The organism is Corynebacterium sp. 239_CJEI (assembly GCF_001055995.1).
GTDB classification, from domain to species: Bacteria; Actinomycetota; Actinomycetes; order Mycobacteriales; family Mycobacteriaceae; genus Corynebacterium; species Corynebacterium jeikeium_D.
Window position 1 is genome coordinate 20,153 of sequence record NZ_JVOW01000005.1, and the last position, 19,389, is coordinate 39,541.

Annotated in this window: 14 protein-coding genes; 9 read left to right on the forward strand and 5 right to left on the reverse strand. The window is 60.1% G+C overall.

The genetic code is table 11. The annotated features are described in order from the left end of the window. Positions 1–71: 71 nt before the first annotated feature. The gene (leuS, locus tag ADB08_RS00945; RefSeq protein WP_049170085.1) at positions 72–2,990 is read right to left on the reverse strand and encodes a leucine--tRNA ligase; all 2,919 of its coding nucleotides are present in this window, start codon (positions 2,988–2,990) and stop codon (positions 72–74) included. Positions 2,991–3,050: 60 nt separating this feature from the next. On the opposite strand from leuS, the gene ADB08_RS00950 reads away from it, so the two are divergent. The 4 genes from ADB08_RS00950 (at position 3,051) to ADB08_RS00965 (ending at position 6,858) form a co-directional block, all read left to right on the forward strand. Next, positions 3,051–3,662 carry an SdpI family protein gene (locus tag ADB08_RS00950; RefSeq protein WP_049170086.1) on the forward strand — a complete coding sequence of 204 codons (612 nt, stop codon included), beginning with the start codon at positions 3,051–3,053 and terminating at the stop codon, positions 3,660–3,662. A gap of 71 nt (positions 3,663–3,733) precedes the next feature. Next, a complete protein-coding gene (locus ADB08_RS00955; protein ID WP_049170088.1) occupies positions 3,734–4,717 on the forward strand; it encodes a bile acid:sodium symporter family protein in 984 nt (327 codons plus the stop codon). A gap of 108 nt (positions 4,718–4,825) precedes the next feature. After that, positions 4,826–5,956 (forward strand): DUF695 domain-containing protein, encoded by a 1,131-nt coding sequence (locus ADB08_RS00960; protein ID WP_049170090.1) that lies wholly within the window; start codon positions 4,826–4,828, stop codon positions 5,954–5,956. Between the two features lie 14 nt (positions 5,957–5,970). After that, a complete protein-coding gene (locus tag ADB08_RS00965; protein ID WP_049170092.1) occupies positions 5,971–6,858 on the forward strand; it encodes a hypothetical protein in 888 nt (295 codons plus the stop codon). 51 nt (positions 6,859–6,909) lie between these two features. Here ADB08_RS00965 and ADB08_RS00970 read toward each other — a convergent pair whose 3' ends face one another. The 4 genes from ADB08_RS00970 to ADB08_RS00985 form a co-directional block, all read right to left on the reverse strand. Continuing rightward, positions 6,910–7,260: a branched-chain amino acid transporter permease gene (locus ADB08_RS00970; protein WP_049170093.1), complete on the reverse strand. Its 351-nt coding sequence runs from the start codon at positions 7,258–7,260 to the stop codon at positions 6,910–6,912. Next, positions 7,257–7,940 carry an AzlC family ABC transporter permease gene (locus ADB08_RS00975; RefSeq protein ID WP_049170132.1) on the reverse strand — a complete coding sequence of 228 codons (684 nt, stop codon included), beginning with the start codon at positions 7,938–7,940 and terminating at the stop codon, positions 7,257–7,259. The genes ADB08_RS00970 and ADB08_RS00975 overlap by 4 nt, the downstream gene beginning before the upstream one ends. A gap of 111 nt (positions 7,941–8,051) precedes the next feature. Next, positions 8,052–8,693, reverse strand: coding sequence for a YqgE/AlgH family protein (locus ADB08_RS00980; protein ID WP_016421725.1), 642 nt, complete (start codon positions 8,691–8,693; stop codon positions 8,052–8,054). Then, positions 8,693–10,135, reverse strand: a complete 1,443-nt coding sequence (locus tag ADB08_RS00985) for a CCA tRNA nucleotidyltransferase (protein WP_016421726.1) — start codon at positions 10,133–10,135, stop codon at positions 8,693–8,695. The genes ADB08_RS00980 and ADB08_RS00985 overlap by 1 nt, the downstream gene beginning before the upstream one ends. Positions 10,136–10,295: 160 nt before the next feature. Between ADB08_RS00985 and ADB08_RS00990 the strand changes: the two genes are divergently transcribed. From ADB08_RS00990 to trxB, 5 genes are all read left to right on the forward strand, one after another. Next, entirely contained in the window at positions 10,296–11,153 is an 858-nt protein-coding gene (locus ADB08_RS00990) for an NUDIX domain-containing protein (RefSeq protein WP_193394147.1), read from the forward strand. Between the two features lie 6 nt (positions 11,154–11,159). Then, on the forward strand, positions 11,160–13,697 hold the full coding sequence (locus ADB08_RS00995; RefSeq protein ID WP_049170095.1) for a hypothetical protein: 2,538 nt from the start codon (positions 11,160–11,162) through the stop codon (positions 13,695–13,697). Positions 13,698–13,724: 27 nt separating this feature from the next. After that, positions 13,725–17,333: a murein biosynthesis integral membrane protein MurJ gene (locus tag ADB08_RS01000; protein WP_049170098.1), complete on the forward strand. Its 3,609-nt coding sequence runs from the start codon at positions 13,725–13,727 to the stop codon at positions 17,331–17,333. Between the two features lie 235 nt (positions 17,334–17,568). Next, positions 17,569–18,132 carry a sigma-70 family RNA polymerase sigma factor gene (locus tag ADB08_RS01005; protein WP_224783764.1) on the forward strand — a complete coding sequence of 188 codons (564 nt, stop codon included), beginning with the start codon at positions 17,569–17,571 and terminating at the stop codon, positions 18,130–18,132. Between the two features lie 164 nt (positions 18,133–18,296). After that, entirely contained in the window at positions 18,297–19,235 is a 939-nt protein-coding gene (trxB, locus tag ADB08_RS01010; RefSeq protein WP_049170102.1) for a thioredoxin-disulfide reductase, read from the forward strand. Positions 19,236–19,389 lie beyond the last annotated feature (154 nt).

Below are 19,389 nucleotides of genomic sequence, written 5' to 3' on the forward strand. Positions count from 1 at the left end.
AATTTGAGTCGATTTTAGGCCTCAAACTGTCATAAACCCAGACACTTTCTTGTACGCATTAGCCTCCCTGGTTACTTCTTCACAACCAGGTTGACCATCTTGCCCGAAACGACAATGACCTTCACGATATTGCCACCGGCGTTTTCCACAGCTGCGACAACCTTTTCGTCGGCACGCGCGGCGGCCTCGATGTCCTCGCGGGAAGCATCGGTAGCCACGTCAATGCGAGCGCGAACCTTGCCGTTAATCTGAACTGGCAGCTCAACGGTGTCGTCGACCAGCCACTTCTCGTCAACTGCCGGCCAGGGGCCGTGTGCCAGGGACTCGGTGTGGCCGAGACGGCTCCACAGTTCCTCCGCAATATGCGGCGCCACAGGGCCAAGCATGAGGGCCAGCGGCTCCACGGCGGCGCGCGGTGCACCGGCCGAACCGTAGGTCTTAGTCAGGTAGTTGACGTACTCAATGAGCTTTGCGACGGCCGTGTTGTCACGCAGCTCTGCGTAATCGGAGGTAACCCCTTCCACGGTGCGGTTGAGGGCCTTGAGGTCGTCGTCGGAAAGCGCTGCGTCCGTGACGGCGAGCTCACCGGAGTCCTCATTGACCACCAGGCGCCAAGCGCGCTGGAGGAAGCGCTGCGAGCCGACTAGATCCTTCGTCGCCCACGGGCGGGAGGTGTCCAGCGGACCCATGGCCATCTCGTAGACGCGCAGGGTGTCAGCGCCGTAGTTGTCGCAGACCTCGTCGGGGGAGACGGCGTTCTTCAGGGACTTGCCCATCTTGCCGTACTCCTGGAAAACTTCCAGGTCAGAGCCGTCTTCGGCGCCGCCCGGGATGAGGAACTTACCATCGCGCTCAACAACCTGATCCGCCGGCTGGTAGACACCACGGGCATCGGTGTAGGCGTAGGCCTGGATGTAGCCCTGGTTGAACAGACGGCGGTACGGCTCCTTGGAGGTCACGTAGCCGAGGTCGAAGAGGACCTTGTGCCAGAAGCGGGAGTAGAGCAGGTGCAGCACTGCGTGCTCGACGCCACCGACGTAGAGGTCGACGCCGCCTGGGTCGTCCTTACCGTGAGTCTCCGGGCGAGGGCCGGTCCAGTAGCGCTCGTTTTCCAGGTCAACGAACTCCTCAGCGTTGTTCGGGTCGATGTAGCGCAGCTGGTACCAGGAGGAACCTGCCCAGTTCGGCATGACATTGGTGTCACGGCGGTACTTCTTCTTGCCATCGCCGAGATCGAGCTCGACATTGACCCAGTCAGTGGCCTTGTCCAGTGGAGCCTTTGGCTCGGTGTCGGCGTCGTCCGGGTCGAAGGTGACCGGCTTGTAGTCCTCGACCTCTGGCAGCTCGACCGGAAGCATGGACTCGGGCAGCGCGTGGGCGTGACCGTCCTCGTCGTAGACGATGGGGAAGGGCTCGCCCCAGTAGCGCTGGCGGGCGAACAGCCAGTCGCGCAGCTTGTACTGGACCTTCTCGTGACCAGCACCTTCCTTCTCCAACCACTCAATGACGGTGGCGATGGCGGTGTCCTTGTCCAGGCCATTGATGTCCAGGCCGGAATCATTGGCGGAGTTCACGCACGTACCGTTACCGACGTACGCCTCCTTTGCAATGTCACCACCTGCGACGACCTCGCGGATTGGCAGACCGAAGGCAGTGGCGAACTCGTAGTCGCGCTCATCGTGGGCCGGGACAGCCATGATGGCACCGGTGCCGTAGCCAATCAAGACATAGTCGGAAATGAACACCGGCACCTGCTCACCGCTCACCGGGTTGGTGGCGTAAGCGCCCAGGAAGACACCGGTCTTTTCCTTGTTCTCCTGGCGTTCCAGGTCGGACTTGGAGGCAATTGCGGCGCGGTAAGCGGCGACGGCCTCGGCTGGGGTTTCCTTGCCGAAGGTCCAGCGCTCATCCATGCCCTCGTAGGTACCGCTGCCGGCTTCGACCAGCTGATCCACCAGCTCGTGCTCAGGAGCGAGCACCATGTAGGAGGCTCCGAAGAGAGTGTCCGGGCGAGTGGTGAAGACCCTGATCTTGGTGGAGACCTTCGGGCCGACCTCGGCTGTGAAGTCGACCTCGGCACCGCGGGAGCGGCCAATCCAGTTGCGCTGCATGGACTTGACCTTGTCCGGCCAGTCCAGCAGCTCCAGGTCGTCGACTAGGCGATCAGCGTAAGCGGTGATGCGCATCATCCACTGGCCCAGCCGCTTGCGGAACACCGGGAAGTTACCGCGCTCCGAACGGCCCTCGGCGGTCACTTCTTCGTTGGACAGCACAGTGCCGAGGCCCGGACACCAGTTGACCATCGAATTCGACTGGTAAACCAGACGGAATTCGTCGACTGCTTCGCGCTGCTCGGTCTCGCTGAGCTCAGCGTAGACGCGACCGTCCTTGGTAGCCATCTCGCCCGACTCCAAGAGTGGAATCAGCTCATCGATGCGACGGGCCTTCTTCTGATCCTCATCGAACCAGGCATTGTAAATCTGCAGGAAAATCCACTGCGTCCACTTGTAGTAGTCCTGGTCAGTGGTCGCGAAAACACGGCGGCGGTCATGGCCAAGTCCCAGGCGGCCCAGCTGTCGCTCCATGTTGGCGATATTCGTTTCCGTCGTCACGCGCGGGTGCGTACCGGTCTGGATTGCGAACTGCTCCGCCGGCAAGCCGAAGGCGTCGTAGCCCAGGGTGTGCAGCACGTTTGCGCCCTGCATGCGGTGGAAGCGCGCGAAGACGTCGGTGGCGATGTATCCCAGCGGGTGGCCTACGTGCAGACCGACACCGGACGGGTACGGGAACATGTCCTGGACGAAAAGCTTGTCCTTCGGCGGAGTCGATCCGTCGGCAGCTGCCAAATCGCCCACCGGGTTGGGGGCGTAGAAGGTGCCGTTATCTTTCCAATACGCCTGCCACTTTCCCTCTAGCTGAGTCGCCAGCTCGGGGGAGTAGCGGTAGTCGGTGGCTTCTGCCGAGGACGAGGACTTTTCGCTGTTGGTCATGGTCTCACAGTCTAATAGGTGCGTTTGGCACGTGCTCAACCACCTATATAAATTGGAAGCATGATTGTCATCCCTGTAATTACCCTGGTTCTGGCTGTTTGCATAGCCGTTGTCGCTGGTTTGGCATGGTCGGCGAAGCTACCGGGTAATAACTGGATCGGAATTCGTGCGCCTGAGGCTCGAAAGTCCCAGGAAAACTGGGATATTACGCACCGCGTTGCCGGCCCGCCGTGGGCTGTGTCCGCTGTCGCTTTCCTCGGTGCCGCCATGCTCGGCTTCCTCGCCATCCGCCCGGAGGCCTCTGGTTGGATGTGGCTGTGGTACGCCGTCGCTCTGCTCGCCGGTATCGCCATGCTCGGCATTGGTGCGGCTATCGGCTCGCACACCATCGCGCTTTACGACGCCAAGGTCTCCGCCGAGTCCGGCTCCGGTTGTGGGTGCGGCGACGGTGACAGCGGCTGTGGCTGTGGCTCCGCCGCCACTGATGCCACCGACACTGCGGCTGATGATGCCTGCTGCTCCGACAACCCGGCAGCAGACTGCGGTGTCTCCGGTGGCTGCAGCTCCTGTGGTCTGGAAGGACTGTGCACGGACAAGGGCTCATCCGCGAATGCCACTTTCAAGCCTGTGGACAAGGATGCGCTGCGCAAGGCAGCTGAGCAGAAGAAGTAAAAAATTATTGCAGAGAAAAGCTTCTGCAAAACAGTAAGACAACCTCTGGTTGCCCACTAAGCTATTTGTCCATGTGGCAACGAATTGTGAATTGGCGTCCAGATCCCCTCATCGTCGGTATCGTTGCTGCAGCGATACTGGCGATTATTTTTCCTGCAAGCGGCACTACCGCTGAGGTTTTCAGCTGGGCCACAAAGATCGCCATTGGCTTCTTGTTCTTCCTCTATGGCGCGCGCCTGAGCCCGCAGGATGCGTTGGCCGGTGTTAAGCATTGGCGGCTGCACATAACCATTCTGGCTTTCACATTCGTGCTGTTCCCAATCCTCGGCCTGCTGATGAAACCCCTGGATTGGATTCTTTCTCCTGGCCTCTACCTGGGCATTTTGTACATGACGCTGGCACCGTCGACGGTGCAGTCGAGTGTGAACTTCACCTCCATCGCCAAGGGCAATGTCGCCGGCGCAATCGTCAGTGCCTCGGCATCTAACCTGCTGGGCATTGTGGTCACACCGGTGCTGGTGATGCTGTTGATGGCCACCGGTGGCGGCGTTCATGTGGATTCGTCGGTGTTCTTGGATATTTCGCTGCAGTTGCTGCTGCCATTCGCAATCGGCCAGCTCACTCGCCGTTGGACCCTGAAGTTTGCCGCCGCGAAGACGACTAAGAACGTTGACCGCCTATCCATCGCAATGGTCGTTTACGCAGCCTTCTCCCAGGGCATGGTGCAGGGCATCTGGTCGAAGGTGCCGGCAGGGGACATTGTCATCCTGTGTGTGCTTTCGGTCGTGCTGGTGGAATTCGTTTTGCGGTTGTCCGGATTCATCGCAAATAAGATGGGCTTCGACCGCAAGGACCGCATTGCGATTCAGTTCTGCGGTTCGAAGAAGTCCCTGGCCACCGGTCTGCCCATGGCTGCCGTTATCTTCGGTGCCGATGCCAGCCTCTACATTTTGCCGCTGATGATTTTCCACCAGATTCAGCTGATGATCTGTGCGGTCTACGCCGCTCGCTGGGGCAAGGAAGCAGAAGCTGAGCCGGAGCCACAACCCGCTTAACGCGGTCTAGCGCATGGACCCGAGGAGCGAATCCGGCTTGGCACATATACTGGGGCGCACAACATATGGTTCGGTTTTAAACGAGCAAACGAAAGTGTGAGATTCAGCATGGCTAACGAGAATCCGGCTCCGTTCTCCCCGGAACAGCGCGCCGCAGAAGAGACCGCAATCAACGAGTTCTGGTCGTGGTGGAACTCTTTTGGCGCCGATGCGCTCGACTCGATGTTTAGTGTCCAGCTCGGTATCGATGGTGCTCCGAACGCCGCCGATGTGGACATTATTGATGTCCAGAAGGAGGTCGGCGGCCGCATCGCCGCTATTAATGACCGGCTCATCTGGGGGTTTGAGGCTGGCGCTCCGTATTCTCGCCACCTTCTGACTGTTAGCGCTGCGGGTGACCCTGAGCTGCGTCCGGTCGCTCGCCGTTGGCTGGAGGCCGCGCCTGACGACGGCGCGGTGTGGTCTTTCACCGACCTCCGTCAGGCGGATCCGGCGATGAAGCTGTCGCTGGGGGATGTCGCGGCCACATTGGTTGCACAGGGTGCTCTCGAGGCCGATGCTCCGGCCGAGGTCGATCCGGCAGACGCCCGCGTGGCTGTTAGCAGTGGTCATGGGGCAGTGGACGTTCGCCTATTCCACCCGCTGTTCCCGGCAATTGCTCAGTTGGAGGACGGTGAGCGCTTGGTAGCTCAGCTCGGTTTCACGCTGCTGCAGCTGGCTCTGGGGGAGGAGGACTTCGGCCTATGGCTACGCGGTTTTGCCTTCGCCGGCGAGGAGCCGGAAGGTGCGATCCCGCTACCGGAGCTGGGCGGTGTCGTCGAGAAGCTCGCGGAAGAGTGCCCCGAGTGGCTCACCATTGATGCCGAAGCCAACGGCCAGCCGCTCGTCGTCGCCACCCGCGCTCCGATTACGCAGCTGGTGAGCCCGACTATGACGCAGCATGTGCTGATTCAGCTCATGCTCGGCAATATTGACGACAAGGGCTTGCCGACGGACGAATCGAAGGAATCCCTCTCCGAGTTCAATACCGCTGCCGCTGAAGCCATCGCTGAGGACAAGGGTATTTTTGTTGCAACTGAGCAATCCGATGGCATGGCTCTGATGCACTTCTTTATTGACCCGGCATCTGATGCGGAGGCGGGTCTGCAAGCTGTTGCGGAGACGTGGACCGAGGGAGAGCATGTCATCGATACCGCTTACGATCCAGCTTGGCAGCGCGTCGGTCACCTGCGCGTGTAGATTGGTTTTTTGTTATGAACGCTCGTCATCGTCTTACTCCACGGCCTTCCCGCGCGATTCGCATGGGTCTTACCGGTGTCATCGCTGTCACCAGCCTTCCGCTGGCAGCTGGAAACGTCGCTGCGGCTCCGCAGCCAAAACTGACTCCGCAGGGCACTATTGATGCTCCGGGGCGAACCCAGATCAGCTTTACCCACACCCCAAGTGGCACGCACTACGGTACGGCGAACGAGAATGAAGCTCGTCCGGGGCTTTCGATTGTCAAGCTCTACATTGCGGACTACGTCTTCAAACATGGCACAGAAGCGGACAAGGCGAAGGCCACAGAGATGATTCGCTACTCCGATGACAATATCGCCAGTGAGCTCTATGGCCGTTACCCGGATTCCATCAACGCCACTGCGCGTGAATACGGCCTCAGCAACACCCACGATGCAGGTCACTGGGGAAATTCAACTACGTCCAGCGCGGACACTGTGAAGTTCCTGGAGGCCAAGAAGCGTGAGAACACTTCTGACCCGGTTCTGGTTGCTATGAGCACCGCGTCACCTGTGGCAGCGGATGACTACCGTCAGGATTACGGCACCGCCACGCTGCCGGGTGTTATTGGCACAAAGTGGGGTTGGTCCGATGACCGCCAGAGCGTTCACGCCTCGGCATCCATTGGACCTGACTTCAGCGTCGCTGCTAACACCTACGGCACGAAGGAAACTCACACCAGCGATGTTCAGAATGCCTTCGACGGCACGCTGGGCACTCCATCGCTGCCGGACATCCCAGGCGTCCCGAACCTGCCCGAGAGCCCAAATCTCGGCGAACTACTGAATCTGCCGGAATCCCCGCAGCTGCCCCAGATTCCGGGACTACCGGACTTCACTGGTCAGGTACCGGCACAGTTCTAGCCACTGCCGCTAGCCACTGGTCCGCTGGCACCGTCCCACACACAGCGCACCTCACGCGACAAGGTTCACGAGGACCATATACAGCGCCGTGCCTACAAAAATCGAAATCACGGTGTTGCGCCGCCACCAGTGCAGGCCAACGGTGACGGCCAGCGCTACGGGCACGGCCCAGGCAGCGCCGGGGTCGCCACTCTCACCGCTGAGTCCTAGCCGCCCGAAGACGGTGTAGGCAACCAACGCCACCATGACTCCAACCGGCATGGTCGTGCCGAGGAACTCGAACAGGGGAGACCCCTTCAGAGTGCGCACGAATGCAAACGGCAGCGCACGCAGCGCAAGAGTCACCGTACCCATCGCAAAGAGCGCGGCAAGCACATAGCCGGAATCGGGCATCGCGGTCATGCTCGCTCTCCCTCCGTCGTACGCTGATTGCTTGCCGACGTCATGCGCATCACCCGATCCACCCGCGGTGACCACACGCGCAACAGCAGCAGGCCGAAGTACATCAGCAGTCCGATAACCAGCATCTGGTTCGGGTTAATCAGCCAGCCCACCAGCGTGCAGACGATAGCGGACAGGGGCAGTGACCAGTCCTTAGAAGTCTCAAACGCGTCCATGGCCAGCACCGTAAAGAGCGCCACCAGTGCGAACTCGGCACCGCGGATACCCTCGGGCAGTGCTGCGCCGGTTAGCGCCCCGACAATGCCGGAGCCCACCCACAATAACTGGCAGAGAATCTGAATCGTCAGCAGTCGGTGGCCCGACATCTTTTCGGTCGGATTTGCTGCAGAGACGATGGCATACGACTCGTCGGTAAGCGCGTATGTGGAATATGCGCGGCCGAGACGAGACTGTATCCGGTCGCGTGGGAACGTCAGTCCGTAGAAGACGTGGCGGAAGTTGACCATAAAGGACGTCACGGCACAGCCGAGCAGACCCGTATGCGCCATAACCAGGCCGACAGCGAGGAATTCCATCGACCCGGCGTAGACCACGAAGGAGAAGATGGGGGCCCACCACCAGCTAAAGCCAGTTTGTGCGATGAGCAGGCCGAATGCGAGCCCTAGCGGAATGAGTCCCATGCCCACGGGCAGTGTCTGCCGGATGCCGGCAGCTATGTCGGTGCGGTCGCTGTTTCCTGTGGCGCTACTTCCTTCAGCCCTGTTTCCTTCGGTATTGATGTGCTCACTCATCTAGTTGTCACGTACATCTACGGGATAGGTGCCATACAGTGGCAGCGGCCAGGGCTGACGGCGCATGCAATCACCCCAGATGTCCGCGGCAGCAGGCGCGAGTACATCTGAGGGCAGGGCAGGGGCGACGTACCAGTCACCGCGCTCGAGCTCGTCTTCCAGCTGCCCCGGATCCCAGCCTGCGTAACCGGCGAAGATGCGTGCGCCATCTATGCGGTCGCGTACGCCCTCCGGCTCCGCACCGAGGTTGACCAGCGCAAACCTGTGAGCGATGCGTTCCATCAGCGGGGCACCGGTAATACTGTCGGTCTCCTCTGGGAGGGTGGCACCATTTCGCACCACACCAATGCAGATTGGCTGTGTCTGGTTGACCGGACCCCCGACGTAGAGCACCGGCGGCTTGGCCATCAGCGGCGCCCAAGGCTCGAGCACATTGTGCACCGGCGTCTGCGAACGCTGCGTGAGATCGACACCAAGGGTGCCGTGTTCATCGTGCTCAATAAGGAAAATCACCGAGCGGGAAAACTCCGGCGAGAGCATGCCGGGTGCTGCGAGCAGCAGCATCCCGGCAGCCGGGTCGTTGCGCTCAAGGCTGGTAAAAAGCCGGTCGCCGTAGAGATTTTCCGGATTAATCGATGCCATTAGCTCTCACTTTCGCTTTCAGCCTGCTCACCGGACTGCTCGTACCACCATTTCTTCAGCGCCAAGATAGCATCTTCACGCTCCAGCGGACCGGACTCCAATCGCAGCTCTTTCAGGTAATTCCAGGCCTGTCCGACTTCTTTGCCGGGCTTCAGGTCCAGAATTTCCATGATTTCGTTGCCATCCAGGTCGGGGCGGACGCGTGCGAGGTCCTCCTGCTCGGCGAGCTCCTTGATTCGCGCTTCCAGGCTGTCGCAGGCTCGTGCGAGGCGTGCTGCTTTACGACGGTTTCTTGTCGTACAGTCGGCCCGCACGATTTTGTTGAGTCGTTCCAACAAATCTCCGGCATCGTTGACATAACGTCGCACCGCCGAGTCCGTCCACTTGCCTTCGCCGTAGCCGTGGAAGCGCATGTGCAGGTAGACCAACTGCGAGATTTCGTGGTTGGTCTTCTTCGGGAACTTCAGTTTCCGAAGGCGGCGCCGCACCAGCTTCGCACCAACCACTTCGTGCTGGTAAAAGGTGACGTTTCCCTGCTCGTTGTAGGCACGGGTAGCGGGTTTGCCGCAGTCGTGCAGCAGTGCCGCCCAGCGCAGTACGAGGTCCGGTTCACCGGGTTCTTCCTGGTCAATAGCTTGCCGCATGACCTGCAGAGAGTGTTGGTAGACATCCTTGTGCTGGCGATGTTCATCCTGCGTCATGCGCATGTCGGAAATCTCCGGCAGCACGCGGTCGGCCAACCCCGATTCCACCATCAGGTCGATACCTCGGCTTGGGTCCGCACCCAGGATGAGCTTGTTAAGCTCGGTGGAGATGCGCTCGACCGTGATGCGGTCAATTTCGCTGGACATTTCCTTCAACGCCTTGAGCACACGCGGTGCCACATCGAACCCCAACTGGGATGCGAAGCGGCAGGCACGCAGCATCCGCAGGGGGTCGTCGCCAAAACTGACCTCCGGCGCACCCGGGGTATCCAACACACCCGCGACAAGATCCTCGAAACCTCCGAGCGGGTCGAGGAAGGTGCGGGTGCCGTCACCGTGGAGCTCCACGGCGATGGCGTTACAGCGGAAGTCACGGCGGATTAGATCGCCCTCCAACGTGTCACCGAAAGTGACCTCCGGATTCCGGCTGACCTGGTCATACGTATCCGCGCGGAAGGTGGTGATCTCCACCTGACGGCCATGCCGTTCCGCGGAGAGTGTGCCGAATTCAATGCCGGTATCCCAGACAATGTCCGCCCAGTCATCAAGGATTGCGCGTGTCACCTCCGGGCGCGCGTCGGTGGTGAAATCGAGATCCACGCCCAGTCGCCCTAAGAGAGCATCGCGCACAGAACCGCCCACGAGGTACAGGCGATGGCCAGCTGCACTAAACGCAGCTGCCAGCGAATCGAGGATCTCAGACTCCTTGGCGATCGCCTGATCCGCCACTGCCAGCATTGCCGTCCTGCGCACCTGTGGGTCTGCGTCAGCAGTCGCCGGAGTAGCACCGTGAGGTGTAGTCCCCCCGGGCTGGTCACCATTTGTCGTTGAAGGAGTCGATTGTGTCACGACCGACACAATACCCGCTTATACCTATAAACCCGGTAGTCTAAGTGGAATGAACAACGTGGTACGCAATGACAACTCGGTGGCGAAGAGCCGTCGACGTCGTCGGCGACCGCGCAGAAGAGGTGGCGTTTCCTCGTCCACCAACACTAGCAACGCTACTACCAGCGGAAATTCTGCAAAACGTAGTGGCTCCGGTGCCAATGGCCCCCAAAAGGCCAAGCCAAACTCCGGTGGCGCCAAGAAAAATTCCAAATCACCGAAGTCGGCACGACCCTCGAAGCAGTCGAACAACCGCGGTGGCCGTAAGAACGGTCAGGATAGGAACAATCGCCGTCGTCACGCACAGACGAAGCGCACGAACAATCGCCGCGCGCACTCGTCGCGCGCGCAAAATGCAGCGCCGATGCAGACCTCGATTGAGACTTCGGCGGGCGGACTGGTCGTCTCGGGGCTTGCCGAGGCGGTCGGAGATGGCGGCAAGGTCAACCTGTCACGGATTTATGTCGCGCTCATTGGTCGGCACGATCGTCGCGGGCGCCTGCTGTGGTCGATGCCTAAGGGCCATGTCGAACCCGGCGAAGCTTTCGATTCCACCGCCGAACGTGAGGTGTGGGAAGAAACGGGCATTCGCGGCGAGGTCATCGAAGAGCTCGGTGTGATTGACTACTGGTTTGTCTCCGATGGCACGCGAATTCACAAGACCGTGCACCATCACCTTCTGCGCTACGTCGATGGCGATCTGAACGACGAAGACCCCGAGGTCACCCAAGTCATGTGGGTTCCTGTGGATACCCTGGTGGAACGGTTGGCCTACGCTGACGAACGCAAACTGGCCCGGCGCGCGCACAATCTGCTGCCCGATCTCGCCCGCGCGGAAAAGCGAGCAGGCCGGCAGACGCCGAGGTGATTGCGCATGTTCAGGTTGCAGTTGCCAAGAAATGTTGTTCGTAAAGTCACGGCCGCCACCGCAGCGCTCATACTGTGCTTGCCGACGACCGTTGCGCCCCCAGCTTTTGCGCAAGATGAGCAGTTGTGGGGCAGTGGCACCAATCGTGTCGGTGAACAGGGCCCCCTTCGGCTTTCGATAACCAGCTTCACTCCGCATGTCGCGGCTCTACATTCGACGCTGACCATCAAGGTGCAGGTGCACAACACCTCCGATGCGGATATCAGCAATGTTGCGCTGCGCCCACAGCGGGCCGGCGCACTGGCTTCCTCTGCAGATGCGCGGACGATTCTCGCTGAGCCTGAATCGGTGTTTGATGTGGCTGGGACCTTCAGTGCCCCCATCGAGCTGAAAGCGGGGGAGAAGCGTGAGGTTACGCTAAGTGTTCCTATCTCCGCACCGGCTCCAGAAGGACTCGACATCACGGAAGCCGGCACGTTTCCGCTGCTCATCAATGCTAACGGGCAACCGGCAGATGACATCGACCGCCTGCTGGCGGAAACACGCGCACTGCTTCCGGTGACGGATCCGCAAGCGGAAGGTGATGAGCCGGAACCGCCTGCCGGTGATCAGAACGACAACGATGAGACCGACAATTCCGATGCGCCCACCCGCCGCGACCCAGTGCCGTTTTCGCTGATTTGGCCCATCAGCCAGCCAGTGCCACTGGTCGGCGGTGAGACCGGTGACGCACCCTCGTCGCCGAATCTCATCCTCACCGACAATTCTTTGGCCGAGTCTCTCGAACGCGGTGGCCGCCTCGACGGTTTGCTCACCTCGTTGGAAAAGGGCTTTGCCGGCCCGGATGGGCAGAGGTTGCGGGAATCAACCTGCATCGCCATCGACCCGGAGACCCTCGACGCAATCTCCAGGATGACCCGCGACTACTGGATTGGCACCAGCCGCCCAAGTCCTGTGGAGTCCTCTCCGCGACTGCGGGATTCCTGGGGAAACGCGGATGACACCAATCTCACGCATATGCCCGCCAGTGACAATGCTGCCGCCTGGCTCAATCGGCTGCACGATCTCACACAGGACACCTGCACACTGTCACTGCCGTGGGGCGGCACCGATGCCAGCGCCGTGGCTCGCGTGGGGGATCACGAGCTTTCGATGGAGGCACTCGCCGCTGGTCGGCAGACTATCGCCAAGCATTTGGACGTTCAGGCACTGCCGGGCCTCTATTTGCCGGCCGAGGGATACGTGACGTCGGAAAGCGCCCCGCTGTACTCGGCGGCGACGGCCCTGAGCGGGACCGCCCCGGAGCGCGCATTCGAAGACCGCGTAGATACCGGCGAGGCGATGCCACCGTCGCCCACTCCACCCGAAGCCGCGCACGACACCACCGTGTTAGTCGCAGACAACACCGCCGTCACCGCCGATGGTCAGACACTGCGCCCCGGCCATAGTGGCGTGCTTGCCGACGGTAGCCGCGCCTTCGCCCTCCCTGGGGCACTGACAACCTCTCTGGCTGCAACAGGACGGTCTCCCCAGACTGTGGCGTATTCGAATCTGCTCGGACGCTACGATTTCCGAATCGACTCCGAAGCTGCACGGATGCAGACAGCGATTGGCACTCTGTTCCAATCATTGACTGATTCGGATGACCCTCGCGCGGCTGTGGTGGCAGCACCGCCGTCCGGTTGGGATCCACGCGCTAGCGACGCTGAAGATTTCATGGCTGCGGTCAGGAAAGCCGTGGACGATAACCTGGCTGAGCTGACTCCGCTGATGGACTCCATCACCGCTTCAGCTCACGACCTGGATGCGGGCTCGGTTACTCCAATTGACAAGCTTGCCGATCCCGCGCCAGTGAGTGAGACGCTCGTGGAGAAGGCTCAGACGGCCTCCCGCGAGATCACCGACCTGACCACAATCATGTCCAACGATCCCAATGTCGCGCTGACGCGGTATGAATTCACCCGTCCCCTGCGGCACGACTTGCTGCGCTCGTTTACAACTCTCGGCCGGCGAAATCAGCTGCAGTCAACTGACGTGCAGCGGCGGAGCGAAGAACTCAGCGACCAGGCACTGATTATGAATCGACGCCTGCGCAATTCGGTGACGTTGGTAGCTCCCGGCGGTGTCTACACCCGCGCAACGCAGCTGTCGCCGATTGCGGTGCTGGCTCGTAATGGCCTGCCGCTGCCGGTTCCCGCGTTCGTGCGCGTCGGCGCTGGAGATTCGGTGTTGGAGGAGAAGTATGAGGCCGCCATCCCCGCCAAGGGGTCGGTGACTGTTCAGTTCACTCCGAAGTCGGGTGATGATGCAGAATCCACTCCGGCGACCAATGCTCCAGAGGGAGACCGGCCACGGGATAGTGGAGACAACTCCCACAACCTGTTGCTGTGGCTCGAATCACCTGGCGGCACGCCGATTTCTCGATCAGTGAGTATTTCCGTGCAATCGGGCGCTTCGGTTGGGGTTTTGGCTATCGTGACCCTCGTCATCGTCACTGTTGGTGGGTTTTTTGCCGCAAAACGGTCTCAGTACTTTCGGAAATAGACCCCCTTTTAAGCAACAATAGGACATGTGACTGACTCAGACGCGCATAAATCTGGACTTCGAGGCCGCATTCGTCGCCCCGCGCCACCGGCCCCAGTTCCGGCGGCGCGGCCAACGGCTGAATCTCAGCCGGCCGAAGCGGCCCCGGACCTAACTCGCGTATCCGGCCATAAGGCAAATGCCGATACCGCCGCTGACGCGATGACGGAATCGGCATCACCATCGCCAGCAAAGGCGGCAACTGCGACAGCAACCGCTTCCAGCGATTCCTCCGCAGGCTCGACGGCGGACGCAAATCAGGGACAGTCGAACTCGGACATCGTCGCCTCCACGGGCTCGATGGCAATCGCTACCCTGATTTCGCGCATTACGGGTTTTTTGCGAAACCTGCTCATCGGCGCGACGCTGGGTCCGGCTGTGGCTTCAGCCTTCAACGTCGCCAACACACTGCCGAACCTGATTACGGAAATCGTCCTCGGCGCAGTGCTGACTTCTCTGGTGGTGCCAGTGTTGGTGCGCGCGGAGAAGGAGGATCCAGATCACGGTGCCGCCTTCATTAGACGTCTCTTGACTGTCTCTATGACGCTGTTGGCAGTGGTGACGGTGCTGGCGGTGATAGGTGCGCCACTGTTGACCAGATTGAGCCTTAACGAGGCCGGTAAGGTCAACGTTCCGCTGGCAACGTCATTTGCGTTCTTACTATTGCCGCAGATTATCTTCTACGGCATATTTGCGCTGCTCATGGCGGTGCTAAACACCAAGGGAATCTTTAAACCCGGTGCGTGGGCACCTGTCGCTAACAACGTCGTGGCCATTGCCACGCTCTTGCTATATCTGTTCCTGCCCGGCCAGTTGAGTCCGGATTCGGACGGTTCACTCTCCGATCCGCACATCCTGCTTTTGGGTCTTGGTACCACCCTGGGTGTCGTCATTCAGGCAGCCATCATGATTCCCTACCTCAAGCGCGCGGGCATTGATTTGCGTCCGCTGTGGGGTATCGACGACCGCATCAAACAGTTCACCGGCATGGGTGTCGCGATTATCACCTACGTGGCAATTTCCCAGGCTGGTTACTTCATCACCACCAATATTGCCTCGACTGCCTCCAAGGCAGCGCCGACGATTTACCAGCAGGCTTGGCTGCTGTTGCAGGTGCCCTACGGCATCATCGGCGTTACCTTGCTGACCGCCATCATGCCGCGACTGTCCCGCAATGCAGCCGACGGCAACGATGGGGCAGTGGTCCGAGATCTGTCCATCGGTACCCGCCTGACCATGATTGCGCTGGTGCCGATCGTTGCCTTCTTCACCGCATTCGGCCGCCCCATCGCCGTCGGTCTTTTCGCGTATCTGGAGTTCCCCCGCGAAACCGCAGAGATTCTCGGCTGGACGCTGTCCTTCTCGGCGTTCTCGCTTATTCCATACGCCATTGTGCTTTTGCACTTGCGTGTTTTCTACGCCCGTGAAGAGGCCTGGACCCCGACTTTCATCATCCTCGGCATTACCACCGTCAAGGTGATTCTGTCGTTCTTCGCTCCTCGTCTGGCTTCTGACGATGAGACCGTCGTCGTGTTGCTCGGTGCCGCCAACGGTTTCGGTTTCGTCGCCGGCGCAATAATTGGCTTCTTGCTCTTGCGCCGCACTCTCGGACACTTGGACAGTAAGGCGACCGTCCACACCGTGCTGTGGGCACTGGGGGCGTCGCTTGTCGGTGTCGCCGTTGCTTGGGGCGCATTCGCATTGACCGACCTTGTGCTGTTCGATTTCTTCGGTTCCTTCGGTGTGCTACTGCAGACCATCGTCACCGGCGTGGTCTTCCTCATCGGTACCGGCCTGGTGCTCGCTCAGGCTCCATTGGAAGAGGTCCGCGTTCTGGGTGGCTTCCTCGGCCGCATTCCGGGTCTACGTCGCTTTGCTCCGCAGCCTCATGCAGCCGACAATGCCGTCGCCGACCGTGAGGATATGGAGCGCGAACGTGGCTTCGCCGCTGATGCTTTCTCGATTGCCCCGTCGAACCTGATTGGCGAGGCCACGGGTCTGGCAAACGAGGGCTTCACCGCTTCGCCGCTGTTGCCGCCGATGCCGACGCAGGGTTCTCGCCCGACCCGCTATGTACCCGGCGAGATGGTCTCAGGTGGTCGTTTCCGTCTGCGTTCTGAAGTCGCGACCTACCCAGGTCTGCGCCTGTGGCGCGCCATGGATATGGGAGATCCCGACAACTCAGATGTCGCACTTGTCTTCGTCGACACGATTGCACTGCCGTACTACGACACTTCGCCATCGGTTGCCGCCCAGAAGATTGCCACGACGACCAATGAGCTGCGTGACCTGGCTGGCACCGGGATGTCCCGCATTCATAGTGTGGCGAAGACACGCACCGAGGTGCTCATCGTCGCCGACTGGACCAGCAGTATCGGTATTGAGCGGTTCGATCAGGCCGCCCACCCGGATGCCCTGGCACTCGCAATAGCATCACTTGCCGAGACAATCGCCGACGCCCACGAATCTGGGCGCTGCCTTGGCCTGACAAACAAGCCTGGACAATTGCGCATCAGCAGCGACGGCCACATCTACGACGCTTTCCCCGTCGTTTTGCCCGATAGCTCGCAACGTTCGGACTACAGCGCGTTGCTTTCTGTCATCGACGAGCTGTTCTACAGCGTGACGAACATCCCCTCCGATATTTCTGCTGCTATCGACCGCGCGAAGCAAACACGCCCGGAGGACTTCAATGGGCAGGAGTCGCCAGCTCGCACGCTCGCCGAGGACTTGCGCGCCGCAGCGCTGGGCCCCGATTCTTCGGAGTTTCTCGCAATCGACCCCGACACCGGTGCGCGCGAATCCGTCGATGCCGGCGGTGCAGCCCAATCAAACGCTCATCACACCAAGAATCGCACCCGCGCATTCAGCACCGGCGCAGTCGTTGTCGGCGTAGTCATTGTCGGTGCACTCGTCGCCGCGGGCATCTTTGGTCTGGTTAACCGTTCCTCGGACGCACCGATTAACTCCGAGTCCGTACGACGCGGTCCGGCTCCGGTCACGACGCTCTCGCTTGCCGACGCTAGCGAGTGGCAAGCCGACACCGACAACCCTGCAGCAGGTCCGGACAATCCGGACATGGCTGAGCTGACCATCGATAATGACGAGGAAAGCTTCTGGGTAACTTCTACTTACCTCAGCCAGTTCGGCAATCGCCCAGAGGACTTCAAACCTGGCGTTGGTATTCGGGTCACTCTCGATGAACCGGCAACCATTCGAGAGCTTAAGGTCGCGGCGACCCCGGGCGCACACATTGAAGTTCGCGGCCTACGAGATGCTGACTCGACGAACTTGGATGACACAACGGTTCTCGGAAGCGCTACTGCCACCTCAGGTACGACGACCATCGAAATCGATAGCCGCGACACTGAGTGGAAGAACCTTGTTGTCTGGATCTCCGGCTTGCCGACGGCTGCGGAAGCGGTAGCCGACAGCGACTCAGACACTGACGCTGATACAGATGCTGATACAGATGCTGAGTCGCAGAATTCCGATGCGGACAACCCACTTGTCGGCGACCGCAATCTGGCTGAGCAATCTCCGGATTCGTTGCTGCCAGTTGCTATTGGCGACATTCAGGTGCGTGGTACGGAATAACGCTCTGAGCTTGCCTTAGGTGGCAACAGTTCAAGTTGTCCCAAGTTATCCACAGCTACTGGGACGTTTTGAAATTCATCCACAGCCCGCGGTCTCCACGGCAGTTTTGCCAAGCGGAGAGCGCGGGTTTCGTGTTTGCATAGGAGCCATGAACTTTGGGGGAAGAAATCGAATTGGGGACAGTCACCGTAAGGCCCGCATGGGTCGGCGACTGGGGGATTGTGGCGTCGTCGGTATGCAAAAGCATGCATCTGCGGACGAGGTCGATCGTGAATTATTGAAGGCGCACCTGGCGGGGGATCGTCGCGCGTTCGCGGTGTTGGCACGGCGTTATTATCCGCAGTTGGTAGCGATGGCGCGGCGCTATCGTCGGGATGATTTCGATCCCTTGGATGGGGTACAGGAGGGGCTGGCGCGGGCAATTGCGGGGGCGGCGAATTTTCGCGGGCGTTCGACGGTGGCGACGTGGCTGACGTGCATCGTGAAGAATGCGTGTATTGACCACAACCGCGGTCGTTTCGGGGAGATCCCTCTCTGCGATAAGGAGGAGGATTTTGAGACGTTTATGAGTTCACAGCCGATTCCCTGCCCGGATGTTCCGCTACGTGTGACTATGGCCGCCGCATTGGAGCAGCTGCCAACGGATCAACGGGATGCCCTGCTGTACTTGGACATCTTTGGATATTCGCTGCAGGAGACCTCTCGCAGTATTGGGCAGCCGAGCGGGACGTTGAAGTCTCGGCGGGCGCGGGCGCGTCGTACGCTTCGGCGACAATTGGAAGAAGTGCAGGTGGCCTAACAACTGCGGAGCAGGGGAGAGGCTGGGGGAATAGAGATGGCTAACCTCACGTTGGTTGAGGTGGCTGGTTCCGGTAATTTCTTTCCCGGAGCTGAAAAATTTGCTTACTACTGAGCATCACTGTGCGCCATGTGATGTGAGAGATAAAAATTATAGGAGTCTTCATGAGCGATATCGTTCACGACCTGATCATCGTCGGTTCCGGTCCCGCCGGTTACACGGCTGCCACCTACGCAGCCCGTGCCGACCTGAAGCCTGTGGTGTTCGAGGGCATCGAGTTTGGCGGCCTGCTTATGACGACTACCGATGTGGAGAACTACCCAGGTTTCTCCGAGGGCATCATGGGCCCAGAGCTGATGGATCAGATGCGCGCACAGGCAGAGCGCTTCGGCGCTGACCTGCGCATGGAGATTGTCGATCGCATGGATCTCACCGGCGATATCAAGTCTGTCTGGGTTGGCGAAGAAGAGCACAAGGCTCACGCTGTCATCCTGGCAACCGGTGCCGCTCCGCGTTATGTCGGTGCTCCGGGTGAGCAGGCGCTGCTTGGTCATGGTGTCAGCGCCTGTGCCACCTGTGATGGTTTCTTCTTCCGCGACCACGATATCGCCGTCATCGGCGGCGGTGACTCCGCAATGGAAGAGGCAACCTTCCTTACCAAGTTCGCCCGCTCGGTGACGATTGTCCATCGCCGCGATGAGTTCCGTGCGTCGAAGATCATGGTCGAGCGCGCGCAGAACAATGACAAGATTCGCTTTGCGACGAACAAGGTTGTGTCCCAGGTTCTTGGTGAGGACAAGGGTTCGGTTACCGGTCTCGAGCTGGAAGACACCGTCACTGGTGAGAAGTCCGTCCTGGATGTGACTGCCATGTTCGTAGCAATTGGCCACGAGCCACGTTCGCAGATGGTTCGCAATCAGCTGGATTGCGATGAGAATGGCTACATTCAGGTAGCCGCTCCGAGCACCCAGACCTCTCTCAAGGGCGTCTTTGCGGCGGGCGATGTTGTTGACTCGCATTACCAGCAGGCAATTACCGCCGCTGGTTCTGGCTGCAAGGCTGCGCTGGATGCTGAGCACTACTTGGAAACTGTTACTCGGTAGATGACAGCAGGGCAGTCGCACTAGCTGGATAAACACCTAATAGTTGGGGTATCGCAATTGTTGGATAAGCCCTACGATTGCAGATATCCAACTATGGGGAATATCCGATAGTCGGTAAGCCCAATTGTTGTTAGCTGTAGCTCAATCAGGGTGC